Origin of the sequence: Catellatospora coxensis (assembly GCF_016862635.1) — a bacterium.
Lineage (GTDB): Bacteria > Actinomycetota > Actinomycetes > Mycobacteriales > Micromonosporaceae > Catellatospora > Catellatospora coxensis.
On the sequence record NZ_BONI01000038.1, the window covers coordinates 1 to 19041 of the forward strand.

The 19041-nt window shown below is 72.3% G+C and carries 21 protein-coding genes; 9 read left to right on the forward strand and 12 right to left on the reverse strand.

The features are described 5' to 3' along the window. Window positions 1–30: 30 nt before the first annotated feature. Both Cco03nite_RS22010 and Cco03nite_RS22015 read right to left on the reverse strand, forming a co-directional pair. The gene (locus Cco03nite_RS22010) at window positions 31–1311 is read right to left on the reverse strand and encodes an Ig-like domain-containing protein (RefSeq protein WP_203694064.1); all 1281 of its coding nucleotides are present in this window, start codon (window positions 1309–1311) and stop codon (window positions 31–33) included. A gap of 187 nt (window positions 1312–1498) precedes the next feature. After that, on the reverse strand, window positions 1499–2656 hold the full coding sequence (locus tag Cco03nite_RS22015) for a phosphotransferase family protein (RefSeq protein ID WP_203694065.1): 1158 nt from the start codon (window positions 2654–2656) through the stop codon (window positions 1499–1501). Between the two features lie 431 nt (window positions 2657–3087). On the opposite strand from Cco03nite_RS22015, the gene Cco03nite_RS22020 reads away from it, so the two are divergent. Then, window positions 3088–3759 carry a FadR/GntR family transcriptional regulator gene (locus Cco03nite_RS22020; protein WP_203694066.1) on the forward strand — a complete coding sequence of 224 codons (672 nt, stop codon included), beginning with the start codon at window positions 3088–3090 and terminating at the stop codon, window positions 3757–3759. A gap of 60 nt (window positions 3760–3819) precedes the next feature. Further along, window positions 3820–4731, forward strand: coding sequence for a bile acid:sodium symporter family protein (locus tag Cco03nite_RS22025; protein ID WP_275412069.1), 912 nt, complete (start codon window positions 3820–3822; stop codon window positions 4729–4731). Between the two features lie 48 nt (window positions 4732–4779). On the opposite strand, the gene Cco03nite_RS22030 is transcribed toward Cco03nite_RS22025, so the two are convergent. Both Cco03nite_RS22030 and Cco03nite_RS22035 read right to left on the reverse strand, forming a co-directional pair. Beyond that, window positions 4780–5418 (reverse strand): DJ-1/PfpI family protein, encoded by a 639-nt coding sequence (locus tag Cco03nite_RS22030; RefSeq protein WP_239167569.1) that lies wholly within the window; start codon window positions 5416–5418, stop codon window positions 4780–4782. A 112-nt stretch (window positions 5419–5530) separates the two neighbouring features. After that, window positions 5531–6052 (reverse strand): MarR family winged helix-turn-helix transcriptional regulator, encoded by a 522-nt coding sequence (locus Cco03nite_RS22035; protein WP_203694069.1) that lies wholly within the window; start codon window positions 6050–6052, stop codon window positions 5531–5533. A 42-nt stretch (window positions 6053–6094) separates the two neighbouring features. Between Cco03nite_RS22035 and pip the strand changes: the two genes are divergently transcribed. After that, window positions 6095–7045 (forward strand): prolyl aminopeptidase, encoded by a 951-nt coding sequence (gene pip / locus Cco03nite_RS22040; RefSeq protein ID WP_203694070.1) that lies wholly within the window; start codon window positions 6095–6097, stop codon window positions 7043–7045. Between the two features lie 113 nt (window positions 7046–7158). On the opposite strand, the gene Cco03nite_RS22045 is transcribed toward pip, so the two are convergent. The 3 genes from Cco03nite_RS22045 to Cco03nite_RS22055 all read right to left on the reverse strand — a co-directional run bounded on the left by Cco03nite_RS22045 (window position 7159) and on the right by Cco03nite_RS22055 (window position 9749). Then, window positions 7159–8019, reverse strand: coding sequence for a hypothetical protein (locus Cco03nite_RS22045; protein WP_203694071.1), 861 nt, complete (start codon window positions 8017–8019; stop codon window positions 7159–7161). Between the two features lie 5 nt (window positions 8020–8024). Further along, complete coding sequence (locus Cco03nite_RS22050) at window positions 8025–8543, reverse strand: SigE family RNA polymerase sigma factor (RefSeq protein WP_203694072.1); 519 nt, start codon at window positions 8541–8543, stop codon at window positions 8025–8027. 78 nt (window positions 8544–8621) lie between these two features. Beyond that, entirely contained in the window at window positions 8622–9749 is a 1128-nt protein-coding gene (locus Cco03nite_RS22055) for a BtrH N-terminal domain-containing protein (RefSeq protein ID WP_203694073.1), read from the reverse strand. A 261-nt stretch (window positions 9750–10010) separates the two neighbouring features. Between Cco03nite_RS22055 and Cco03nite_RS22060 the strand changes: the two genes are divergently transcribed. Next, complete coding sequence (locus tag Cco03nite_RS22060; protein ID WP_203694074.1) at window positions 10011–10592, forward strand: TetR/AcrR family transcriptional regulator; 582 nt, start codon at window positions 10011–10013, stop codon at window positions 10590–10592. 2 nt (window positions 10593–10594) lie between these two features. Beyond that, window positions 10595–11062, forward strand: coding sequence for a GNAT family N-acetyltransferase (locus Cco03nite_RS22065; RefSeq protein ID WP_203694075.1), 468 nt, complete (start codon window positions 10595–10597; stop codon window positions 11060–11062). A gap of 73 nt (window positions 11063–11135) precedes the next feature. Here the strand turns inward: Cco03nite_RS22065 and Cco03nite_RS22070 are convergent, their stop codons facing one another. Beyond that, complete coding sequence (locus Cco03nite_RS22070; RefSeq protein WP_203694076.1) at window positions 11136–11957, reverse strand: hypothetical protein; 822 nt, start codon at window positions 11955–11957, stop codon at window positions 11136–11138. 254 nt (window positions 11958–12211) lie between these two features. On the opposite strand from Cco03nite_RS22070, the gene Cco03nite_RS22075 reads away from it, so the two are divergent. From Cco03nite_RS22075 to Cco03nite_RS22085, 3 genes are read left to right on the forward strand one after another with little or no spacing between them, the layout of a single operon-like run. After that, window positions 12212–12808, forward strand: coding sequence for a winged helix-turn-helix domain-containing protein (locus Cco03nite_RS22075; RefSeq protein WP_203694077.1), 597 nt, complete (start codon window positions 12212–12214; stop codon window positions 12806–12808). A 1-nt stretch (window position 12809) separates the two neighbouring features. After that, on the forward strand, window positions 12810–13541 hold the full coding sequence (locus Cco03nite_RS22080) for an SRPBCC family protein (RefSeq protein WP_203694078.1): 732 nt from the start codon (window positions 12810–12812) through the stop codon (window positions 13539–13541). Between the two features lie 13 nt (window positions 13542–13554). Continuing rightward, complete coding sequence (locus tag Cco03nite_RS22085) at window positions 13555–14346, forward strand: alpha/beta fold hydrolase (RefSeq protein ID WP_203694079.1); 792 nt, start codon at window positions 13555–13557, stop codon at window positions 14344–14346. On the opposite strand, the gene Cco03nite_RS22090 is transcribed toward Cco03nite_RS22085, so the two are convergent. The 4 genes from Cco03nite_RS22090 to Cco03nite_RS22105 are packed head-to-tail and all read right to left on the reverse strand — an operon-like array spanning window position 14343 to window position 17621. Beyond that, entirely contained in the window at window positions 14343–14873 is a 531-nt protein-coding gene (locus tag Cco03nite_RS22090; protein WP_203694080.1) for a GNAT family N-acetyltransferase, read from the reverse strand. The two genes, Cco03nite_RS22085 and Cco03nite_RS22090, sit on opposite strands and share 4 nt — an antisense overlap. A gap of 18 nt (window positions 14874–14891) precedes the next feature. Continuing rightward, on the reverse strand, window positions 14892–16010 hold the full coding sequence (locus Cco03nite_RS22095; protein ID WP_203694081.1) for an LCP family protein: 1119 nt from the start codon (window positions 16008–16010) through the stop codon (window positions 14892–14894). A 43-nt stretch (window positions 16011–16053) separates the two neighbouring features. Then, window positions 16054–16680, reverse strand: coding sequence for an FMN-binding negative transcriptional regulator (locus Cco03nite_RS22100; protein WP_203694082.1), 627 nt, complete (start codon window positions 16678–16680; stop codon window positions 16054–16056). Between the two features lie 2 nt (window positions 16681–16682). Further along, complete coding sequence (locus Cco03nite_RS22105; RefSeq protein WP_203694083.1) at window positions 16683–17621, reverse strand: DMT family transporter; 939 nt, start codon at window positions 17619–17621, stop codon at window positions 16683–16685. Here Cco03nite_RS22105 and Cco03nite_RS22110 point away from each other — a divergent pair. Continuing rightward, on the forward strand, window positions 17620–19038 hold the full coding sequence (locus tag Cco03nite_RS22110) for an aminotransferase-like domain-containing protein (RefSeq protein ID WP_203694084.1): 1419 nt from the start codon (window positions 17620–17622) through the stop codon (window positions 19036–19038). The genes Cco03nite_RS22105 and Cco03nite_RS22110 overlap by 2 nt on opposite strands. The last annotated feature ends 3 nt before the right edge of the window (window positions 19039–19041 follow it).

A 19041-nucleotide genomic window follows, 5' to 3' on the forward strand; every position in this document is an offset into this window, starting at 1 on the left:
CTGCGTATGACGAAAGTCAGGTGGCCCGGGTCACGCCGTCGGGGAGACGCTCGGCGACGGCTGCGCCGACGCGGACGGGTCGGGCGAGCCGAGCGCGGCCAGCTCCGGCGGGATCGGCAGGGCGCTGCCCTTCATGTAGTCCTCCCAGCCCACGGACCAGGCTGTCCAGCCGTTGGCGGGCTTGATCTTGCGCTCGGTGCCCTTCACGGTGACCGGCGTGCCGATACTGGTCAGGTTGAACAGGTACACGGCGTTGGCCGTGGACACGTTCACGCAGCCGTGCGACACGTTGCGTACGCCCTGGTGCTGCACCGACCACGGCGCGGCGTGGATGTACTCGCCACCCCAGGTCAGGCGCTGGGCGTACTCGATGTTGACGACGTAGCGGTCGACGTTGCCCGGGTCGTCGGTGGTGTCGAAGACCGTCTTGCGCTGCTTGTCCATGATCACCATGGTTCCGGACGACGACGGGGTCTTCGTCTTGCCCAGGCTGACCGGAATCGTCTTGACCACCGTGTCGTTCTTGAACACCTGCATGCGCTTGTTCGCGTTGTCGACGATCAGCTCGATCTTCTCCTTGGCGATGTTGCCGACGCCCGAGCGGTCGGCGTCGCCGTAGCGGCCGTCGCCCATCGGCACGCCCTCCAGCGCCGCCCGCACGGTGATCTTCGTGCCGGTCTGCCAGTACTGCGGGCCGCGGTACATCACCTGCAGCGAGCTCGACCAGTGCCAGATCCCCGGCTGCGGCGGCTCCACCTTGACGAACAGACGGCGCTCCACGGCGGCCCGCGCCGACACCGGCACCGGCTTGGTGAACTCGATGACCACCGGCATCGCCACGCCGTACGTGCGGTCGGAGAACAGGTACAGGCCCGCGCCGGTCGTCTTGCCCGGCTTGCCCATCGTCGTGAACGACGTCTTCTTCTCCATGGTCGTGCCGTCCGGGCCGACCGCGACGACCGTCGCCGAGTACTTCTTGCCGTACTTGAGCGGCTTGGCCGGCACCCACGACGAGCCGTCGGCGCGCATGCTGCCCGCGACCTTGCCGCCGGCCGAGTCGGTCATCGTCACCGACTTCACCTCGCCGCCGCTGACCTTGGTGCCGATCTCGGCGCTCACCGGCTGGTTCTTCGCCGCCTCGGCGGGCGTGACCGCCAGCGCCAGCGGTTCCGTGCTCGCCGGCGCGGGCACCGGGGCCGACTGCGTGGGCGTCACGAAAGAGGGCGACTCGTCGCCGTCCTTCGAACACGCGGTCAGCGCCAGCGGTGCGACCACCGCCAGCACCAGTGCCATCGCGCTCCTGCGCGCCATCGTGCTCAGGCTCATCGCCGCCTACCCCGCTCCCCAGATCCACACATCGCGGAACATCCTGCCGCATCGCCCAAACGTTCCGTGAGCACTGTTCGGTTCCTTCGGGACCAGCCGGATGGGGTAGAGATCGCCCACCACCTCGGATCATGGCACCGGCGCGGGGCGGGCGCGGCGGGTTCGGCGGCGCTCAGGCGGCGGCCTGGGCCAGCCAGTACGGCACGTCGTCGGCGTGGTACGGCCACTCGGACGGTTCGATGGCTTCGAGGAAGCCGGCGTACGCGGCGGCGTTGCGCAACGCGACCAGCGGCTCGATCAGCTCCAGCGACCGCTCGGGCTCGCACCCGGGCACGGCCGCCCGCCAGCCGCGGCTCCACGCCTGCCGCAGCGGCTCCGGGTCGGCGAGCCGCTCGGTCATCCGCAGCAGGTCGATCGCCGGGTGCCCGAGCACGGCGTCGCCCCAGTCGATGACGTGCAGCCGCTCGGCGGTGCCGCGCACGTTGCCGGGGTGGAAGTCCCCGTGCACGAGGGTGTCCGGCAGCCCGCAGGCGGTGAGCCGGTCCAGCCGCTCGTCCAGCCCGTCGAGCAGGGCCGCCAGCCGCTCGCCGGGCGCGGCGTCGCGGGTGGCGACGGCACGCAGGCGTTCGGCCAGTCGCGGCGGCCGCTGGTCGGGCACGCCCAGGGCGAGCAGGTCGCCGACCCGTTCCGCCGCGGTGACCTGGACGGTGTGCAGGAGGGGCAGCATACGGAGCCGCTCGTCGGCGGCCGCGCTGTAGCGGTCGGTGCCGGGCAGGTCGTCGAGCAGCATCCGGCCGCCGTCGGCGGCGAGCGGGGCGGGCGCGATGCCGGGGCAGTGCTCGTCCAGCCAGCGCAGCACGGCGGGCTCGTGCGCGAAGAAATCAGGGACCTGCTTGAGCCACACCGGCGTGGTGTCGGTCTCCAGCCGCCAGATCGTGGACAGGTTCCAGGTGCGCTGCTGCGCGGCGGCGGTGACGGTCCGACCTTGGGCGGCCAGGGCGTCGGCGGCCCAGGCGAGGCTGGCGGCGGGGCCGCCGATCTCGGCGTACGGGGCGCGGCGCGGGTGCGGCACGAGGGCGGCGGCGGCCGGGCGGACCGGGCCGGGGTCACCGGCGACCTCGGCCAGGTAGGTGACCTTGCCGCCGGGCGGGGCGGCCAGCTCGGCGTGGAGCAGGCGCAACACGGTCACGTCGACGCCGTGGTGCTGACGTGCCCCGGCGACGACCTCGGCGACCTCCTGCCACCAGGGCACTTCCACGTCGTACGGCGGCAGCGCCCCCAGCACGGTCCCGGCCGGGTCCACCAGCACCAGCGTCACGATTCGTCCCACGCCGCGGACCCTACCGCCGCCCGTCCACCCCGTCGCCGGGTTTTCACCGCACATCCCCAGGTCGCAGGCTTGCGAAGCCGGGGCGGCCCGGCTGGTCGCGGCGGTACTGCGGCAGTACGCCGTCGTCGCATGTGATGCCTGCCTGAGGTCGAAGTGGGGTTGGTGACCGCTGCGGGTTCGGCCGCTGAATGCGGTCATGTAGCGACATGTATTGTCGGTATGTGGTTTCGCCTGCTGCCTGCCTGCGTTGGGCGATCTTCGTGCGGTGGGCGGGTCGGTGTGTCTGAGGTCGGCGGGGCGTGAAGAGGTTCGAGCCGCCGGGCTGGTTTCGTGGTGCAGGCGTACCGGTTCGCCCTTGACCCGAACGGCTTCGGGCTCGGAGTCCGCGAGAAACTCCCCACCGCCCCGCTCAGCGCACCAGGGAGCACACCATGGCACTGACCGACGAGGCCATCGAGAAGATCAAAGAGATGATCCTGTCGGGCGCGCTGCGCCCCGGCGACAAGCTGCCCAAGGAGGCCGACCTCGCCGAACGGCTGGGCCTGTCCCGCAACTCGCTGCGCGAGGCCGTACGCGCCCTGTCCCTGATCCGGGTCCTCGACGTCCGCCAGGGCGACGGCACGTACGTGACCAGCCTCGAACCCGGGCTGCTGCTGGAGGCGCTGACGTTCGTCGTCGACTTCCACCGCGACGACACGGTGCTGCAGTTCCTGGAGATGCGCCGCATCCTCGAACCGGCCGCCGCGGCGCTGGCCGCGCAGCGGATGACCGAGGAGGACATCGCCAAGCTCGCCGCGATCGTCGAGGAGATCGGTCCCGACGCGTCCATGGAGGAGCTGGTTGCCAACGACCTGGAGTTCCACCGGCTGATCGCGGCGGGCACCGGCAACGCGGTGCTGTGCTCGCTGATCGACGGCATGTCCGGCCCGACCACCCGCGCCCGCATCTGGCGCGGCCTCACCCAGGACAAGGCCGTCGAACGCACCCGCGAGCAGCACCTGGCCATCCTCGACGCGATCACCGCTCGCCGCCCGGAACTGGCCCAGTCCTGGGCCCTCATCCACGTCGCCGGTGTCGAAGAATGGCTCCGCCGAGCCCTCTGACCCTCTCCCCGCCCGCCCCTGCGGGGGTGGGCGGGGGAGGTCGGCTGTCCGGCTGATGTGGTGCCGGTCACAGGCCATGAAGAATCCTCGGCTATGGATTCAGTGCTGACCCAGGTGTTCCTGCCCGTCGCCCTCGGCATCGTGATGCTCGGCCTCGGCCTCGGGCTCACCGTCGCCGACTTCAAGCGGATCGTGGTGTTCCCGAAAGCGGTGCTGGTGGCGCTGGTGTGCCAGGTGCTGCTGCTGCCCGCGGTGTGTTTCGGGCTGGTCCTGCTCCTGGACCTGGATCCGACCCTGGCGGCGGGCATGATGCTGCTGGCCGCGTCGCCCGGCGGCACCACCGCCAACCTGTACAGCCACCTGTTCGGCGGCAACGTGGCGCTCAACGTCACGCTGACCGCGGTGAACTCGGTACTGGCGATCTTCACGCTGCCGCTGGTGGTGAACTTCGCGCTGAACCACTTCCTGTCCGGCACCGACCAGATCGGGCTGCAGTTCGGCAAGTCGCTGCAGGTGTTCGCGATCGTGCTGATCCCGGTGGCGATCGGCATGTTCATCCGCAGCCGCTCGGTCGACTTCGCCGACCGGATGCACCGCCCGGTACGCATCCTGTCCGTGGTGGTGCTGGTGCTCGTCATCATCGGCACGCTGGTGTCGGAGCGGGACAACATCGCCGACTACTTCGCCGACGCGGGCCTGGTCGCGCTGCTGTTCAACGTCATCAGCCTGGGCGTCGGCTACTTCCTGCCGCGCCTGGCCGGGCTCGACCGCGCCGACTCGGTCGCCGCCGCGATGGAGATCGGCATCCACAACGGCACGCTGGCCATCTTCATCGCCACGACGCTGCTCGCGAGCACGGCCCTGGCGGTGCCGGCCGCCGTGTACAGCATCATCATGTTCTTCACCGCCGCGGCCTTCGGCTACCTGGTCCGGCCCGCCCGGGTGGCAGCCGAACCGGCCCTGGAGAGCTGACGACCTCCCGCCGGCGTCCCTGCCCCGGGCAAGGGACGCCGGCGGCCGTCAGGGCAGCGTCTCGGCCCGCATCAGATCAACGGCGAGCTGCACGGCCTCCGGCGACGCCGTGCGCAGCGATCCCGCGCGGTACGGCGGCTGCGGGTCGTACTCGATCGCCAGCTGCACCGCCTCCGCCACCGCCGGACCGGCCAGATGCGCCGCCAGCCGCAACCCCATGTCGATCCCCGCCGACACCCCCGCCGCCGTGATCACACGATCGTTCTCCACCACCCGCTCCGCCACGTACGTCGCCCCGTACCGAGCCAGGTAATCCTTGGCCGCCCAATGCGTCGTCGCGGTCTGCCCGCGCAGAATCCCCGCCGCCCCGAGCATCAGCGCCCCCGTGCACACCGAGGTGGTCCAACTCGAAGTCACATGCGCGGTATGCACCCACTCGACATACCCCGCATCGGCGGCCGCCGCGAAGGACCCCTGCAACCCGCCCGGAATCACGACCACATCCGGCTCAGGCACCTCGTCCATCGCCTGCTCGGCAACCATGGTCAACGCCCCGGTATCAGCGACCACCGGCCCCGCCTGCCGCCCCACGAACACCACCCTGGTGTCCGGCAACCGCGCCAGCACCTCATACGGCCCCACCGCATCCAGCGCCGTAAACCCCGGATACAGCAACACCGCCACCATCGTCACCTCCCCACTATCACCCGCCCCACCTAGCACCCGCCTCGACTTCACCCCGACGATCTTGCGTGAACCGTGGGTGCGACACGCCCGTTCCGGTCATCTGGGCAACAGTTCACGCAAGATCGTCTTGATCTTGGGGTGGTGGGGGTGGTGGGGGTGGGGTGGGGAGGCCGGCGTCGGCGATGCGTTGGCGGAAGGGGCGGTGGGTGAGGGCGGTGGTGAGTTCGGTGAGGAGGTCGACCAGGGGGATCGAGAGTTCTGTGTCCAATGTGCGCATTGCTGTGGTGGTCGCCGACCACTCGGCGGTGATCAGCGGGAGCAGGTCGTGTGCCTTGGTGGTGAGGTTGACCAGGCGTTGGCGGGCGTCGGGGCCGGGGGTCAGGTCGACCAGGCCGGCGCGGTTCATCTGGGCCACGGTCTGGCTGGCCGCGGAGTGGGTGACGCCGACGGTCCGGGCGAGGTCGCGGATCGGCATCGGGCCCTGCGCCAGCAGCGCGCGGACCACGGGGGAGTAGCGCGGGCGATAGTCGGCCAGATCGCGTTCGGCGTAGACCTTCGCCACGTCGCCGTCGAGCAGTTCCAGCACGTGCCGCAGCAGCGTGCCGACCGCTTCGCGGTCCGGGAGAGCCGTCATGCTAAAAACATAACAGTACTGTTGTATTTCCTGGAGGTGGCCATGCACCCGCAGTCCGAGCCGTACGACAGCGGCCTGCTCGACGTCGGCGACGGCAACCTCGTGCACTGGGAGGTCTGCGGCAACCCCGACGGCAAACCGGCCGTCGTGCTGCACGGCGGACCCGGTTCCGGGGCGACCCCGGGCTGGCTGCGCTACTTCGACCCGGCTGCCTACCGGGTGGTGCTCGTCGACCAGCGCGGCTGCGGCCGCAGCACGCCCAGCGCCGGCGACCCGGCCACCGACCTGAGCGTCAACACCACCCACCACCTGATCCGCGACCTCGAACAGCTGCGCGCCCACCTGGGCATCGAGCGCTGGCTGGTGCTCGGTGCGTCCTGGGGCTGCACCCTGGCGCTGGCCTACGCGCAGCGCCACCCGTCGTCGATCTCCGAGCTGGTGCTGTTCAGCCTCACCAACACCACCCACCGGGAGGTGGACTGGGTGACCCGGCAGATGGGGCGCATCCTGCCGGAGGAGTGGGCCCGGTTCCGCGACGGCGTGCCCGCGGCCGACCGCGACGGCGACCTCGCGGCGGCCTACGCCCGGCTGCTGGCCGACCCCGACCCTGCCGTACGCGACAAGGCGTCACGGGACTGGTGCACCTGGGAGGACCAGCACGTGGCCATCGCCACCGGCTTCGAGGCCGACCCGCGATTCGAGGACCCCGAGTTCCGGATGACCTTCGCCCGGCTGGTCACCCACTACTGGGCCAACGCGGCGTTCCTGGAGGACGGCGAGCTGCAGGCCAACGCGGGCAGGCTGGCCGGGATCCCGGGGGTGCTCGTGCACGGGCGGCTGGACATCAGCGGCCCGGCCGACATCGCCTGGAACCTCGCCCAGGCCTGGCCCGGCGCCGAACTGACCCTGGTCGACCGGGCCGGGCACGGCTCCCGCGGCGGCATCGGCGACGTCGTGCTCGCCGCCGTGGCCCGCTTCGCGACCCGCCGCTGACCGCGCCCGCCGCCGGCGCGGCCCGCAAGATCGACGGACTTGCCTGGCACGTGGGCGAGAGCGTGCTCAAGATACGCCCAGGTGCCAGGCAAGTCCGATGATCGTGGAGTGGGTCAGCCGACCGTGGGCGCGGCCACGGTCACGGGGGTGCCGTAGGCGCTGAACTCGACGACCACGTGGGTGCCTGCGGGCCCCGGTTCGCCGCCGGGCTTCTGCCAGACGGCGTTGCGGTCGTAGACGACGCCCGAGATGCGGCCCTCGGCGTCGAGCGTCACGTCCCCGGTGACGGTCTCGCTGACCTGGTAGGACTGGAGTTCCTGGGCGGTGTACTCGAAGTGCAGCAGGTTCGGCCCGGTTTGGGTGACGACCGCGCCCGCCTGGGCCAGCGTCGCGAGCAGCTCCGCGGGGTCGGCGGTGCCGCCCAGCGGGCCGTCCAGCGTCGGCCTGCCGCCCAGACTGTCGTGTATGCCCGGCCGGCGGATCCAGTGCATGATCCCGTCCTCCCCGCTCTCTCCGGCGTACTGGACGCCGTCGACCAGGCGCTCCTCACCCACACCGGGCCCGTCACCGCCGAAGGGGGTCCGCAGGTAACCGGTCCGGGCCGCCGGGTCGAACGCCCCGGTGGAGACCAGGACGTCGGCGCCCGGCGTCGTGGTCGAGCTGGTCGTGATCTTCAACCGGTAGCTGGTGCTCTGGCTCGCCGTGATCGCCGCCACCAGTCGCGTGCCCGGGTCGGCCGCGGCCACCGAGGCCGGTGGGTTTTCGGCCGTCAGGCCCCCGCCGGGGGGCTGGTTCACGGCGGCGACCCCGGCCACCGCGCCCACCACCAGGACGGCCAGCGACGCGCCGGTGAGCGCGGTACGCCGGTGGCGGGCGCGCCGGCCACGGTTCAGCAGCCGCTGCGTCGGCGGTGCCGAGGCGGCCTGGCCGGCCAGTTCGTGCAGGCTCCCGGAGAGCCCGTCGAGATCGTTCATCTGCCTCACCTCATGCTCGGGATTGCCGGTTCGGACATCGAGTGCCTGAGCTTGGCCAAGGCCTTGGCGTGCTGGCTCTTGACGGTGCCCGGCGAGCAGCCGAGCACCCGGGCGATCTCACGTTCGGGCAGGTCCTCGTAGTGCCGCAGCACCACGACCGCGCGCTGCCTGGGTGGCAGCGCCCGCAGGGCCTCGCGTACCACCAGAGCCTGCGTGCTGACCTCCCCGACGGGCCCGGGCCGGTCGGGGACGTCGGAGACGAGGCTCTCCCGGCGCCGGCGGCGCCACACCGAGGTGTGGTTGTTCACCACCACCTTGCGCAGGTACGCGTGCAGGTCGTCGGTTCGCGACAGCCGGCGCCAGCGTTCGTAGATCCTGACCAGGCTGTCCTGGAGGAGTTCCTCCGCCTGCCACTGGTCACCGGTCAGCAGGAGGGCCAGCCGAAGGTGCCGTTGCCAGGCGAGCTCGACGAAGGCCGCAAACGCCTGGTCGCCCTCGCTGAGGGCCTTGGTTCGTTCGGTCACGGTCCTTCCACGGTTCGGACTCCTGCCCGGTTGCCCGGTCTGCGCCGGTTTCTCGGCGACCGGGCAGGAGCCGGGTCGTCAGACGCCGGTGAGGTGGCCGATCGCGGCCTGTTCGGCGGTCAGCGCGGCGTCGACGAGGTCGGCGGCGTGGTCGCACCAGGCGCGCAGGTCGTCATCGGACGCCGCGCCCGCCGCGTGGGCGGCGAGCGCCGACCAGGTCTGCCCGGATTCGCGGAACAGCGGCGCGGCGGCGGCGGGCGCCGGTGCGGCGAGCAGCGCCGCAGCCTCGTCGAGGAAGTCGGCGTACAGCGGCCGGGTCGCGCCTGGAGCCGTGTACTCCCGCTCCAGGCAGTCGGCCAGCCGCCGCATGGCGTGCCCGTGCCCGGCCGGGTCGCCGAAGCGCCTGGCCCAGCCCTTGCGGGTACGGGTGTCGCGTTGCTCGGCGGCGAGTTTGGCCATGCCGGAGAACCCGAAGTTGACGTCGAAGCTGTTGCCCAGCACCGGCCCGGTGAGGTGCGCGACCGTGGTGCGCAGCGCGTCGTGTACGGCCGGCCGCAGGTCGGACGGTTCGGCGACGCCGCGGCCAGGCTCGTCCGCGAGCGTGAGGAGCTGGTGGCGGCCCTGGCGGTGGGACGTCCAGGCGGCGGCGAAGTCCGCGAGGGACAGGTCCCGTGTGCCGTGGGGCGGGTCGAGCACGGTGACGGTGTCGCCGGTGAGCGCGGTGACCGCGACGGTGTACGGCTCGGCCGCGCTGAACGGCGCGGGCTGCTGCCACGGCAGCCGGCCCCGGTCGACCAGGCACGACGCGGGCTGCCCGGTGTCGAGCGCGGCCCGCAGCCGCTCCACGGCCGCTTTCGCCGAGGTCCCGTTGGTCTGCCGGTACGCCACGCCGAGCCGGTCGAGCACGGCGGGCGCCCAGGGCTGCGGGTGGTGCTGGGCGACGATCGTGAGCAGCGGGTGGGGCACGCTGTCGTACTCGAAGACGGCGTACATGAAGCCGATGCCGCCGCCCAGCCCGCACACCATGGCCTCGGACAGCGGCCGCCCGGTGGCGGCGAGCAGGTGCCCGACCAGCACGGATTCGCGGTGCTGCCCGGCGGCGGTGACGACGGGACCGGCCAGCCGGCGGGCGGCGGTGGTGTAGCTCTCGCCGGTGCGCTCCATGCGCTCGCGGACGAGCTTCTTGAAGTTCCTGCGTGCAGTCATGACGGTGTCCTCCGCGACGGCGCTGCGCCCCTCCCACGCCGGCGACGCGTCCGTCGCTGAATGAGGGTTTCCAGCTGCACAGGCGGTCCCGCCCGCGATGAGATGGTCACCTTCGCCCCCGCGTCGCCGGCGCGCGTGGGGCGCCGGTCAGGAGGTATGGCGTACGGGCACGCCGTGCGCATCGTAACCCCTGGACAGGCCGGAGGCGAGGTCGGTAGCGTAACGGCTGTTACGTAACGGCCGTGATGAAACGGGGTGGACGTGCCGCGACAGGTGGATCACGACGAGCGCCGCGAGCAGCTGTCCGCCGCCGTGTGGCACGTGGTCAGCGAGCACGGGCTCGACGGGCTGACGCTGCGGGCGGTCGGCGACGCCGCCGGCTGCACCACGGGCCGCGTGGCGCACTACTTCCGCGACAAGAACGCGCTGCTCACCCACGCCCGCGACGTCATGCACCGGCGCATGGCCGCGCGCATCGACGCCCTCGGCGACTTCGACAGCCCCCGCGATCGGCTGCGCGCCGTGTTGCAGGAGGGGGTGCCGCTCGACGAGGAGCGGCGGCTGAACTCGACCATCTGGGCCTACTTCCTGATGGCCGCGCGCACCGATCCGGTGCTGCTGGCCGAGCACGTGGTCCGGCACGAGTCGTGGATCCGGCGGCTGACCGGGCTGCTGCGCGACGCGTACGCCGTACCCCCGGATGATCTGGAACTTCGGGCGCGCAACCTGGTCGCGCTGCTGGAGGGGCTGGCGCTGTGCGGGGTGGCCACGCCCGATCTCTACCCGCCCGACCTGCTGGTCAGGGCCGTCGACAACCACCTCGACCTGCTGCTGGGAGCGTAACGATGAGCACGGAGACCGCCACCATGGAGATCATCGAGGTGCCGCCGGACGATGCGCGGCTGCGACCGCTGGTCGGCGCGATGCGCGCCGAACTGGACGCGCTCTACCCCGAGGAGATCGACTTCGAGCACCCGACGGTCAAGGAGGCGGCCCGCTTCCTGCTGGTGCTCGCCGACGGTGTGGCGATCGGCTGCTGCGCGGTGCAGCCGCTCGACGGCGGCGAGGCGGAGCTCAAGCGCATGTACGTCGCCCCCGCCTGGCGCGGTCGCGGCATCGCCCGGCGGCTGATGCCCGAGGCCGAGGCGCTCGCGGTCCGCACCGGCGCGCACCGCTTCAAGCTGGAGACCGGCGTACGCCAGCCCGAGGCGATCGCCGTCTACGAACGGGCCGGCTTCACCCGCATCCCCAACTACCCGCCGTACGACCGCTGGGAGCTGAGCGTCTGCTACGCCAAGCCGCTCCTGCCCTGATCAGCGGTCGTCAGGCGTTGACAAGGGCACCTTCTACAACGCGGAGCGATGTGAAGGTGCCCTTCCTTCTGCCTTAGGCGGGGCAGGGTTCGAGGTCGTGGCCGGCGGAGCGTTCCTGCTCGGGCAGACCGATGTGGGCGGCGACGACGCGTTTCGGGACGCCGTCGGCGAGGCTGTCGGCCAGCGCGCGTTCGCGCACGGCCAGCAGCCGTTCGGTGTTGTGCTCCAGGACCCGGTCGAGCAGGGTCAGCTGGGCCAGCAGGCCGCTGTCGGCATCGGACGGCGGGCTCGCCTCCGCCGCCGCCAGCGCCGAGGCGACCTCGTCCGTGGTCACCCCGCCCAGCTCGGCGACGTCGGCCAGCGGCCAGCCGTGGTGGTGGGCCAGGATCGCGGCGAACAGGATGCGCGAGGCCTCGTTGGCGGCCCGGTAGCCGTCCACGAAACGCAGCCAGTGCGCGCAGTACGCGAGCCGCTCGGTGGGGTCGTCGGGCAGGTTCACGTCCACCGGGGCCGCCGGGAGCAGGCGCAGCGCCTTGTCGTAGGCCAGGGACAGCAGCTCGCGCAGCTGCGCCGCGACCTGCTGGCGTTCGGCCAGGTCGCGGGCGGTGCCGCCGTCGGTGGTCAGCCCGGTCCATTCCAGAATGACCGCGGCGCGCGGACCGCAGGCGCGATGGCCGCAGATGACCTCGGCGACGTCGGCGGCGGTCCAGTTCTCGTGCCGAACGAGGGACAGCGCGGCCTGGTCGCGGGCGACGAGGGCGCGGCGGTACTTGTGGCGCAGGTCCATGGTGAGGGTGCAGACGTCCAGCGCGCCCCGGGCGATCTCCTGACGCTCCAGCAGCGCGATCTGCCGGCTGAGCTCAGGCACGCTGATATCGGCGATCGGGTTCGTCATGCCCTCGACGCTAACGCTGTGTAGCTGATACCTCTACGAACTGGTGATCTTCTGTGGCATTTCTGACTTTCGCCAGGTTCCCATCCCCGCCGAAGGTCACGTCTGCCCGGTTCGCCCCCGCCCTCCTGCCGCAACTCTTAAAAACTCGCGGCTTCCGGCAAGGCTCGACGCCGCGACTCTTTAAAAGTTGCGGCAGGGGGTGGGCGGGCAGGTCGTGCCTTGACAAAAAAATTTGTCGGTGGGAGGGTGTGAGGGTGTTTGATGTTGCGGTTATCGACGATCCGGCTGCGGCCGAGGCGTCGCTGGATCCGATCCGGGCACGGCTGCTGGCCGCGCTGGTCGAGCCGGGCTCGGCGACCTCGCTGGCGGCCAAGGTCGGCCAGCCCCGGCAGAAGGTCAACTACCACCTGCGCGAGCTGGAGCGGCACGGGCTGGTCGAGCTGGTCGAGGAGCGGCGCAAGGGCAACGTCACCGAGCGCGTGCTGCAGGCGACCGCCGCGTCCTATGTGATCTCACCGATCGCGCTGTCGGCGGTGCAGCCCGACCCGGGCCGCGCGCCCGACCGGCTGTCCGCCCGCTGGCTGCTGGCGCTGGCCGCGCGGCTGGTGCGCGACATCGGCGAGCTGCTGACCGGTGCGGCGAAGGCGAACAAGCGGCTGGCCACGTTCGCCATGGACGGCACGGTGCGGTTCGCGAGCCCGGCGCAGCGGTCCGCGTTCGCCGAGGAGCTGGCGGGCGCGGTGGCGGCGCTGGTGAGCAAGTACCACGACGAGCAGGCCGAGGGTGGGCGCGAGCACCGGATCATCGTGGCGGTGCACCCGAGCGTGTCCCGCCCGGCCGAGGAGGACTGAGATGGGCAAGGATTTCGAGATCGTCGAGGAGCTGCCGGTCGACGCGACCCCGGAGCAGGTCTGGGCCGCCATCGCGACCGGTCCGGGCATCGACTCGTGGTTCATGGGCCGCAACGAGGTGGCGCCCGGTCCCGGCGGCGCGGTGAGTACGGCGTTCGGGGCGTACACCCCGACGCTGCCGATCACCGCGTGGGAGCCCGGACACCGCCTGGCGTACGGCGAGGCCCCCGATCCCGACGGCCGCTTCGTGGCGTACGAGTTCCTGATCGAGGGCCGGGCCGGCGGCAGTGCCGTGGTGCGTACGGTGACCAGCGGCTTCCTGCCCGGCGACGACTGGGCCGACGAGTTCGAGGCGATGGGCCTGGGCGGGGCGCTGTTCCACCGCACCCTCGTCGAATACCTCACCTGGTTCCTCGGCCGCACCGCCGTCCCGGTCACCGTGTTCGGCCCGCCGGTCGACGACTGGCCGCACGCCTGGCGGCTGCTGCACGGCGCGCTGGGCCTGTCCGACACGCCGAAACCCGGCGACGAGGCGGCGTTCACCGTCGCGGGCGTCTCGCGCACCGCGACCGTCTACCACGTCAGCGCCCAGACCCTGGCCGTGCGCACCCCGGACGCGATGTACCGGTTCGTGCGCGGCTTCACCGGCTCGATGGTCGCCATGCACCACGTCTTCACCCCCACCGACGAGTCCGCCGCCTGGCAGTCCTGGCTGGACGAGTTGTATGCCTGAGAAGGAGCACCCCATGAACACCGTCGACTCCGCGGACGGCACCGCGATCGCTTACAGCAGGGTCGGACAAGGCCCGGCGGTGATCCTGGTCGACGGAGCCATGTGCCACCGCGCCATGGGCCCGGCCGAGCCGCTGGCGAAGCTGCTGGCCGACAGCTACACCGTCTACACCTACGACCGGCGCGGCCGGGGTGGCAGCGGCGACACCGCGCCGTACTCGGTCGAGCGGGAGGTCGAGGACCTCGACGCGCTGATCAAGGAGGCCGGGGGCAGTGCCTTCGTGTACGGCATCTCCTCCGGCGCGGTGTTGGCCTGCGACGCCGCCGCGCGGCTGGGCGGCGTCCGCAAGCTCGCCGTGTACGAGCCGCCGGTCATCGTCGACGGCACGCACGAGGCCCGGCCCGACGACTACCTGGACAAGATGGACGCGATGATCGCGCAGGACCGCCGCGGCGACGCGGTCACCACGTTCATGAAGACGGTCGGGGTGCCCGGGATCGTGGTCGCGATCATGAAGCTGACGCCGAACTTCAAGAAGCTCAAGGCGGTGGCGCACACGCTGCCGTACGACTTCCGGGTGCTCGGCGACACCGGCCGCGGCAAGCCGCTGGACGCGTCCCGCTGGGCGGGTGCGCAGCTTCCGGCGCTGGTCATGGACGGCGGCAAGAGCCCGGAGTACATGCGCAACGGGGCCGAGGCCCTGTCCCGGGCGCTGCCCAGTGCCGACTACCGGACCCTGCCGGGGCAGACGCACCTGCTCAAGCCGGAGGCGGTCGCGCCGGTGCTCAAGGAGTTCTTCGTCTAGATCTTCTTGACGAGCAGCTCGAATTCGAGGTCGTCGCGCTGCGGCAGGCCGAAGCGCTCGTCGCCGTACGGGAAGGGGCTCGTCTGCCCGGTGCGCGTGTAACCACGGCGTTCGTACCAGGCGATGAGCTCCTCGCGGACCGAGATGACGGTCATGTGCAGCTCGGGCACGCCCCACTCGTCGGCGGCGAAGCGCTCCGCTTCGGCGATCACGGTCTTGCCCAGGCCGCCGCCCTGCAGCAGCGGGCGCACCGCGAACATGCCGAAGTAGGCGTAGCCGTCGTGGCGTTCCAGGTGGCAGCAGGCCAGCAGGTCCCCGCCGCGCTCGGCCAGCAGCACCACGCTGTCCGGGTCGGCGACGTGCGCGGCCACGGCCTCGGCGTCGGTGCGCTGGCCCTGCAGGATGTCGGCCTCGGTGGTCCACCCGGCCCGGCTGCTGTCCCCGCGGTACGCCGACTCCACCAGCGCCACGATCGCCGGCACATCCTGCGCGAGCGCCGCGCGCACGGCCAACGCCTGCTCCACCATGCCTCGATCCTTGCAGCGTCAGCGGAGGTTGACGAGTTTGGGGTGGGATTTGGTCCAGGCGTCGAGCTTGTCGGCGCGGAGGGCGGTGAAGTAGGTGGCCTGGACGGGGTCGAGGCGTTCGCCGCGGTAGGCGCCGCCGCTGTAGACGCCGCTGCCGGGCAGGCCGACCAGGGTCAGGTTCGCGGGGCGGATGTTGCGCAGTGCGTACGCGAACTCGCTGGGTTTGCGGCCGCGGCCGTCGAAGGTGAACGTCTCGCCGAGCGCGCCGAGCACCTCGTCCAGCTTAGTGGGGTCGGTGAGCAGGTCGCCGCTGAGGACCTTGGTCAGCATCGCCTTCATGAGCTGGCGCTGGTGGCGCTGGCGGGCGTAGTCGCTGCCGGTGATGTAACGCTGCCGCGCGTAGTCCAGGGCCATCCAGCCGTTCATGTGCCGGGTGCCGACGTTGTAGGTCATCCGCGGCCCGGAGTAGCCGTGCGCGCAGCCGCCGCAGGTCGCGCGGTGCACGCCGTCGGGGCGGCGGTGGATCGAGACGACCTTCTGGTCGACGTAGATGTCGACGCCGCCGATGGCGTTGATCAGCCGGACGTAGCCGCCGAACGAGATGACCGCGCCAGCGTCGAACCGGGCGATCCCGGTGTACTTGCTGACCGTCTTGGCCAGCAGCTGGAAACCCTGGGCGATGTTCCACTTCGACCCGTTGCCGGGCACCCGCGCGCCGTAGGTCAGGGCGTGGGTGAGCTTGCTGCGCTCGCCGCGGAAGCGCGACGGCGCGAACGCCGGGATGTCGACGACCAGGTCCCGCGGCAGCGAGGTGAGGTACGCACCGGTCAGGTCCTTGTCGATGTGCAGGATCATTACCACGTCGCCGTGCGCGGGCGAGCCCTTCTGCTCCTCGCGCGTGTCCCGGCCGAGGATGAGCATGTTCAGCGGGCCCTTGATGTCCGCCCCGGCCGGGGGAGTGGGGCTGGCGCTCGGGCTCGGCGACGGCGACGGCTCCTCGCTCGGACCGAACAGGTCGACCTGCGGGATGGCCTCGTCCACCCGGTCCCTGGTGACCTGGACCGCGGCGTAGGCCGCGCCGCCCACCAGCGCCAGCGCCAGGCCGAGGACGATGAACAGCCGAGTTGACCGCGTCATGGGGTGCGCTCCGGGGGTGTGGCGCTGTCGGGGGCCTCGAACTCTAGTCCGTGGGCCGGGCCCGGTCCACGGCGTCCGCGGCGGCGTGCTCGCCGTCGGCGCGGAGACCGGCGACGACACCGTCCACATCGGCCGCCGAGCGGTTCTGGCTCAGTTTCCACTTGGCCTCGATGCGGTTGATGCGCAGCTCGATCCCGACGATCGCGCGCAGCTGGCCGGTGACGTACGCGGCCGGGGCGTCGTCGACCGACCACGGGGCCGGGCGGCGGCCCTCGTGCTTGTCGCTCAGCCGCCGCACCAGCGCCCTGGTCCAGGCCGGGTCGTCGTGCACGACCAGCTCGCCGTACGCGTGCACGACGGCGTAGTTCCAGGTCGGCACGACCCGGCCGTGCTCGGCCTTGGCCGCGTACCAGGTCGGCGAGACATAGGCGTCCGGGCCGCGCACGATGGCCAGCGCCTCGCCGAGCACGGGGCGGCGCCACTGGTCGTTGTTGCGGGCCAGGTGGCCGAGCAGCGCGCCGTGCGGGCCGGTGTCCGGGTCGTACACGAACGGCAGCGTGGTCGCGACCAGGCCGTCCGCGGTCGCGGTGACCAGGTCGGCGGCACCGTGCTCGGTCAGCAGCTCGCGGACGGCGGCCGCGCCGGCGGCGAAGTGGGCGGGTGTGTACATGGTCAGACCTTTCCGACGGCGGGCGCGGGCGTGCTCGCCCGGGTGCGCTGGATGAGCACGACGCAGGCGAGCACCACCAGCGCCGCCCCGATCGAGGCGGGAGTAACCGTCTCACCGAGCAGCAGCGCCGACCAGCCCAGGGTCAGCACGGGCTGGGCGAGCTGGATCTGGCCGACCTGGGCGATGCCGCCCCGGGCCAGGCCCGCGTACCAGGCGAAGAAGCCGAGGAACATGGAGATCGCGGTGAGGTAGCCGAATGCGGTCCAGCCCGTGGTGTCGGCGTGCGGGGGACGGGCCACCGCGGCGGCGATCGTCACCGGCACGGTGACCGGCAGCGCCACCAGCAGCGCCCAGCAGATGGTGCGCGCTCCACCCAGCTCGCGCGACAGCGCGCCGCCCTCGGCGTACCCGAGCCCGCACAGCACGACCGCGGCCAGCAGGAACAGGTCGGCGACGGTCAGCGCGCCGCGCACCGCGCCGCTGGTGACCAAAAAGCCCAGCACCGCCAGCAGGCCCACCGTGCCGGCGGCCCAGAACGCGGGCGGCGGGCGCTCGCCGGCCCGCAGGACCGCGAAGATCGCGGTCATGGCGGGCAGCACGGTGTTCACGACGGCCCCGTGCGCGGACGTCTGCGTGGTCAGCGCCAGCGACGTGAACAGCGGGAAGCCGACCACGACGCCGAGGGCGACGACGGCCAGCCGCCGCCACTGGTCGCGGCTGGGGCGGGGCGCGCCGGTGAACCGGAGGTAGGCCAGGGCCAGCAGGGCCGCGCCGACCGCCCGGCCGAAGGCGACGAACCAGGGGTCGAGCTGCTGCACGGCGATCCGGGTCATCGGCAGCGACATGCTGAACGCCAGCACCCCGACCGCGCCCAGGGCCAGTCCGGCGACCCGGTCCGCTGTTACCGTCGAGGGCACAGTAGCGCTACTCTTGTCCGTCATGAGTAACGGTAACGCAGTGACCCGCGTTATCCAAGATCTGCGCGGGCTCGCCGCCGTCGCGGGCCCTGGGGCGCGGCTGCCGTCGGTACGCGAGCTGACCGCCCGCCACCAGGCCTCCCCGGTCACCGTCGCCGAGGCGATCCGGCAGCTGGTGGCACAGAACGTGATCGAGGCACGGCCCGGCAAGGGCACCTTCGTGGCCGCCCCGCCCGCCGACCCCGGCGTGCCCGACCTGTCCTGGCAGACCGTCGCGCTCGGCGTACGCCCGCCGGGCGACGAGGAGCTGCAGGCGTTACTGGCGTTACCGCCCGCCGGGGCGATCCCGCTGGTCGGCGGCTACCTCGACGCGGACCTGCAGCCCGCCGCCGCACTGGGCGCGGCGCTGACCCGCGCCGCCCGCCAGCCCGCCTCGTGGCAGCGCGGACCCGTCGAGGGGCGTGAAGACCTGCGGGCCTGGTTCGCCCGCGAGGCCGGGGCCGGGCTGCGCGCCGACGACATGGTGATCTGCGCCGGCGGCCAGGCCGGGCTGTCCACCGCGCTGCGCGCGCTCACCGCCCCCGGCGACACGGTGCTCGTCGAGTCGCCGACCTACCTCGGCGCGCTGGCCGCGGCGCGGGCCGCGGGGCTGCGGGTGGTGCCGGTCCCGGCCGATGCCGACGGCGTACGCCCCGACCAGCTCGCCGCCGCGTTCGCCCGCACCGGAGCCCGCCTGTTCTACTGCCAGCCGCTGTACGCCAACCCGCACGGCGCGACCCTGGCCGGGCACCGCCGCGCCGAGGTGTACGCGGCCGTCCGCACCGCCGGGGCGTTCCTCATCGAGGACGACTACGCCCGCGACCTCACCATCGACGGGGAGGCACCGCCGCCGCTGGCCGCCGACGACCCCGACGGCCACGTCGTCTACCTGCGCTCGCTCACCAAGGCGACCGCTCCCGGCCTGCGCGTCGCGGCGATCGGCGCCCGCGGCCCGGCCGGCGCGCGCCTGCGGGCGGCTCGCCTCCTCGACGACTTCTACGTGGCCGGCCCACTCCAGCAGGCCGCCCTGGAGTTCGTCGCCTCCCCGGCCTGGGCCCGCCACCGCCGCACCCTGCGCACAGCCCTCCGCGACCGCCGCGACGCCCTGCTGTCCGCGCTACGCCGCCACCTGCCCGACCTGATCCCGCCGGCCGTCCCCCGCGGCGGCCTGCACCTCTGGACCCCGCTCCCCGACGGCACCGACGACGTGGCCCTCGCCACCGCCGCCGCCACCGAGGGCGTCATCGTCTTCCCCGGCCGCCCCTGGTACGCCGCCGAACCCCCGGCCCCCCACCTGCGCCTCACCTACGCCGCCGCCCCACCCGCCCACCACGACGAAGCCATCACCCGCCTAGCCCACGCCCTCAAGAAAGGAAGGGCACCTTCCCATCGCTCCGCGTAGAGG

Bases quoted from the DNA above. Each gene is read 5' to 3' on its own strand.
- Cco03nite_RS22010 (WP_203694064.1), bottom strand. From the start codon at position 1,311: ATGGCGCGCAGGAGCGCGATGGCACTGGTGCTGGCGGTGGTCGCACCG.
- Cco03nite_RS22020 (WP_203694066.1), top strand. From the start codon at position 3,088: ATGGCACTGACCGACGAGGCCATCGAGAAGATCAAAGAGATGATCCTG.
- Cco03nite_RS22030 (WP_239167569.1), bottom strand. From the start codon at position 5,418: ATGGTGGCGGTGTTGCTGTATCCGGGGTTTACGGCGCTGGATGCGGTG.
- Cco03nite_RS22035 (WP_203694069.1), bottom strand. From the start codon at position 6,052: ATGACGGCTCTCCCGGACCGCGAAGCGGTCGGCACGCTGCTGCGGCAC.
- pip (WP_203694070.1), top strand. From the start codon at position 6,095: ATGCACCCGCAGTCCGAGCCGTACGACAGCGGCCTGCTCGACGTCGGC.
- Cco03nite_RS22045 (WP_203694071.1), bottom strand. From the start codon at position 8,019: ATGAACGATCTCGACGGGCTCTCCGGGAGCCTGCACGAACTGGCCGGC.
- Cco03nite_RS22055 (WP_203694073.1), bottom strand. From the start codon at position 9,749: ATGACTGCACGCAGGAACTTCAAGAAGCTCGTCCGCGAGCGCATGGAG.
- Cco03nite_RS22065 (WP_203694075.1), top strand. From the start codon at position 10,595: ATGAGCACGGAGACCGCCACCATGGAGATCATCGAGGTGCCGCCGGAC.
- Cco03nite_RS22070 (WP_203694076.1), bottom strand. From the start codon at position 11,957: ATGACGAACCCGATCGCCGATATCAGCGTGCCTGAGCTCAGCCGGCAG.
- Cco03nite_RS22080 (WP_203694078.1), top strand. From the start codon at position 12,810: ATGGGCAAGGATTTCGAGATCGTCGAGGAGCTGCCGGTCGACGCGACC.
- Cco03nite_RS22085 (WP_203694079.1), top strand. From the start codon at position 13,555: ATGAACACCGTCGACTCCGCGGACGGCACCGCGATCGCTTACAGCAGG.
- Cco03nite_RS22090 (WP_203694080.1), bottom strand. From the start codon at position 14,873: ATGGTGGAGCAGGCGTTGGCCGTGCGCGCGGCGCTCGCGCAGGATGTG.
- Cco03nite_RS22095 (WP_203694081.1), bottom strand. From the start codon at position 16,010: ATGACGCGGTCAACTCGGCTGTTCATCGTCCTCGGCCTGGCGCTGGCG.
- Cco03nite_RS22100 (WP_203694082.1), bottom strand. From the start codon at position 16,680: ATGTACACACCCGCCCACTTCGCCGCCGGCGCGGCCGCCGTCCGCGAG.
- Cco03nite_RS22110 (WP_203694084.1), top strand. From the start codon at position 17,620: ATGAGTAACGGTAACGCAGTGACCCGCGTTATCCAAGATCTGCGCGGG.
- Cco03nite_RS22105 (WP_203694083.1), bottom strand. From the start codon at position 17,621: ATGACGGACAAGAGTAGCGCTACTGTGCCCTCGACGGTAACAGCGGAC.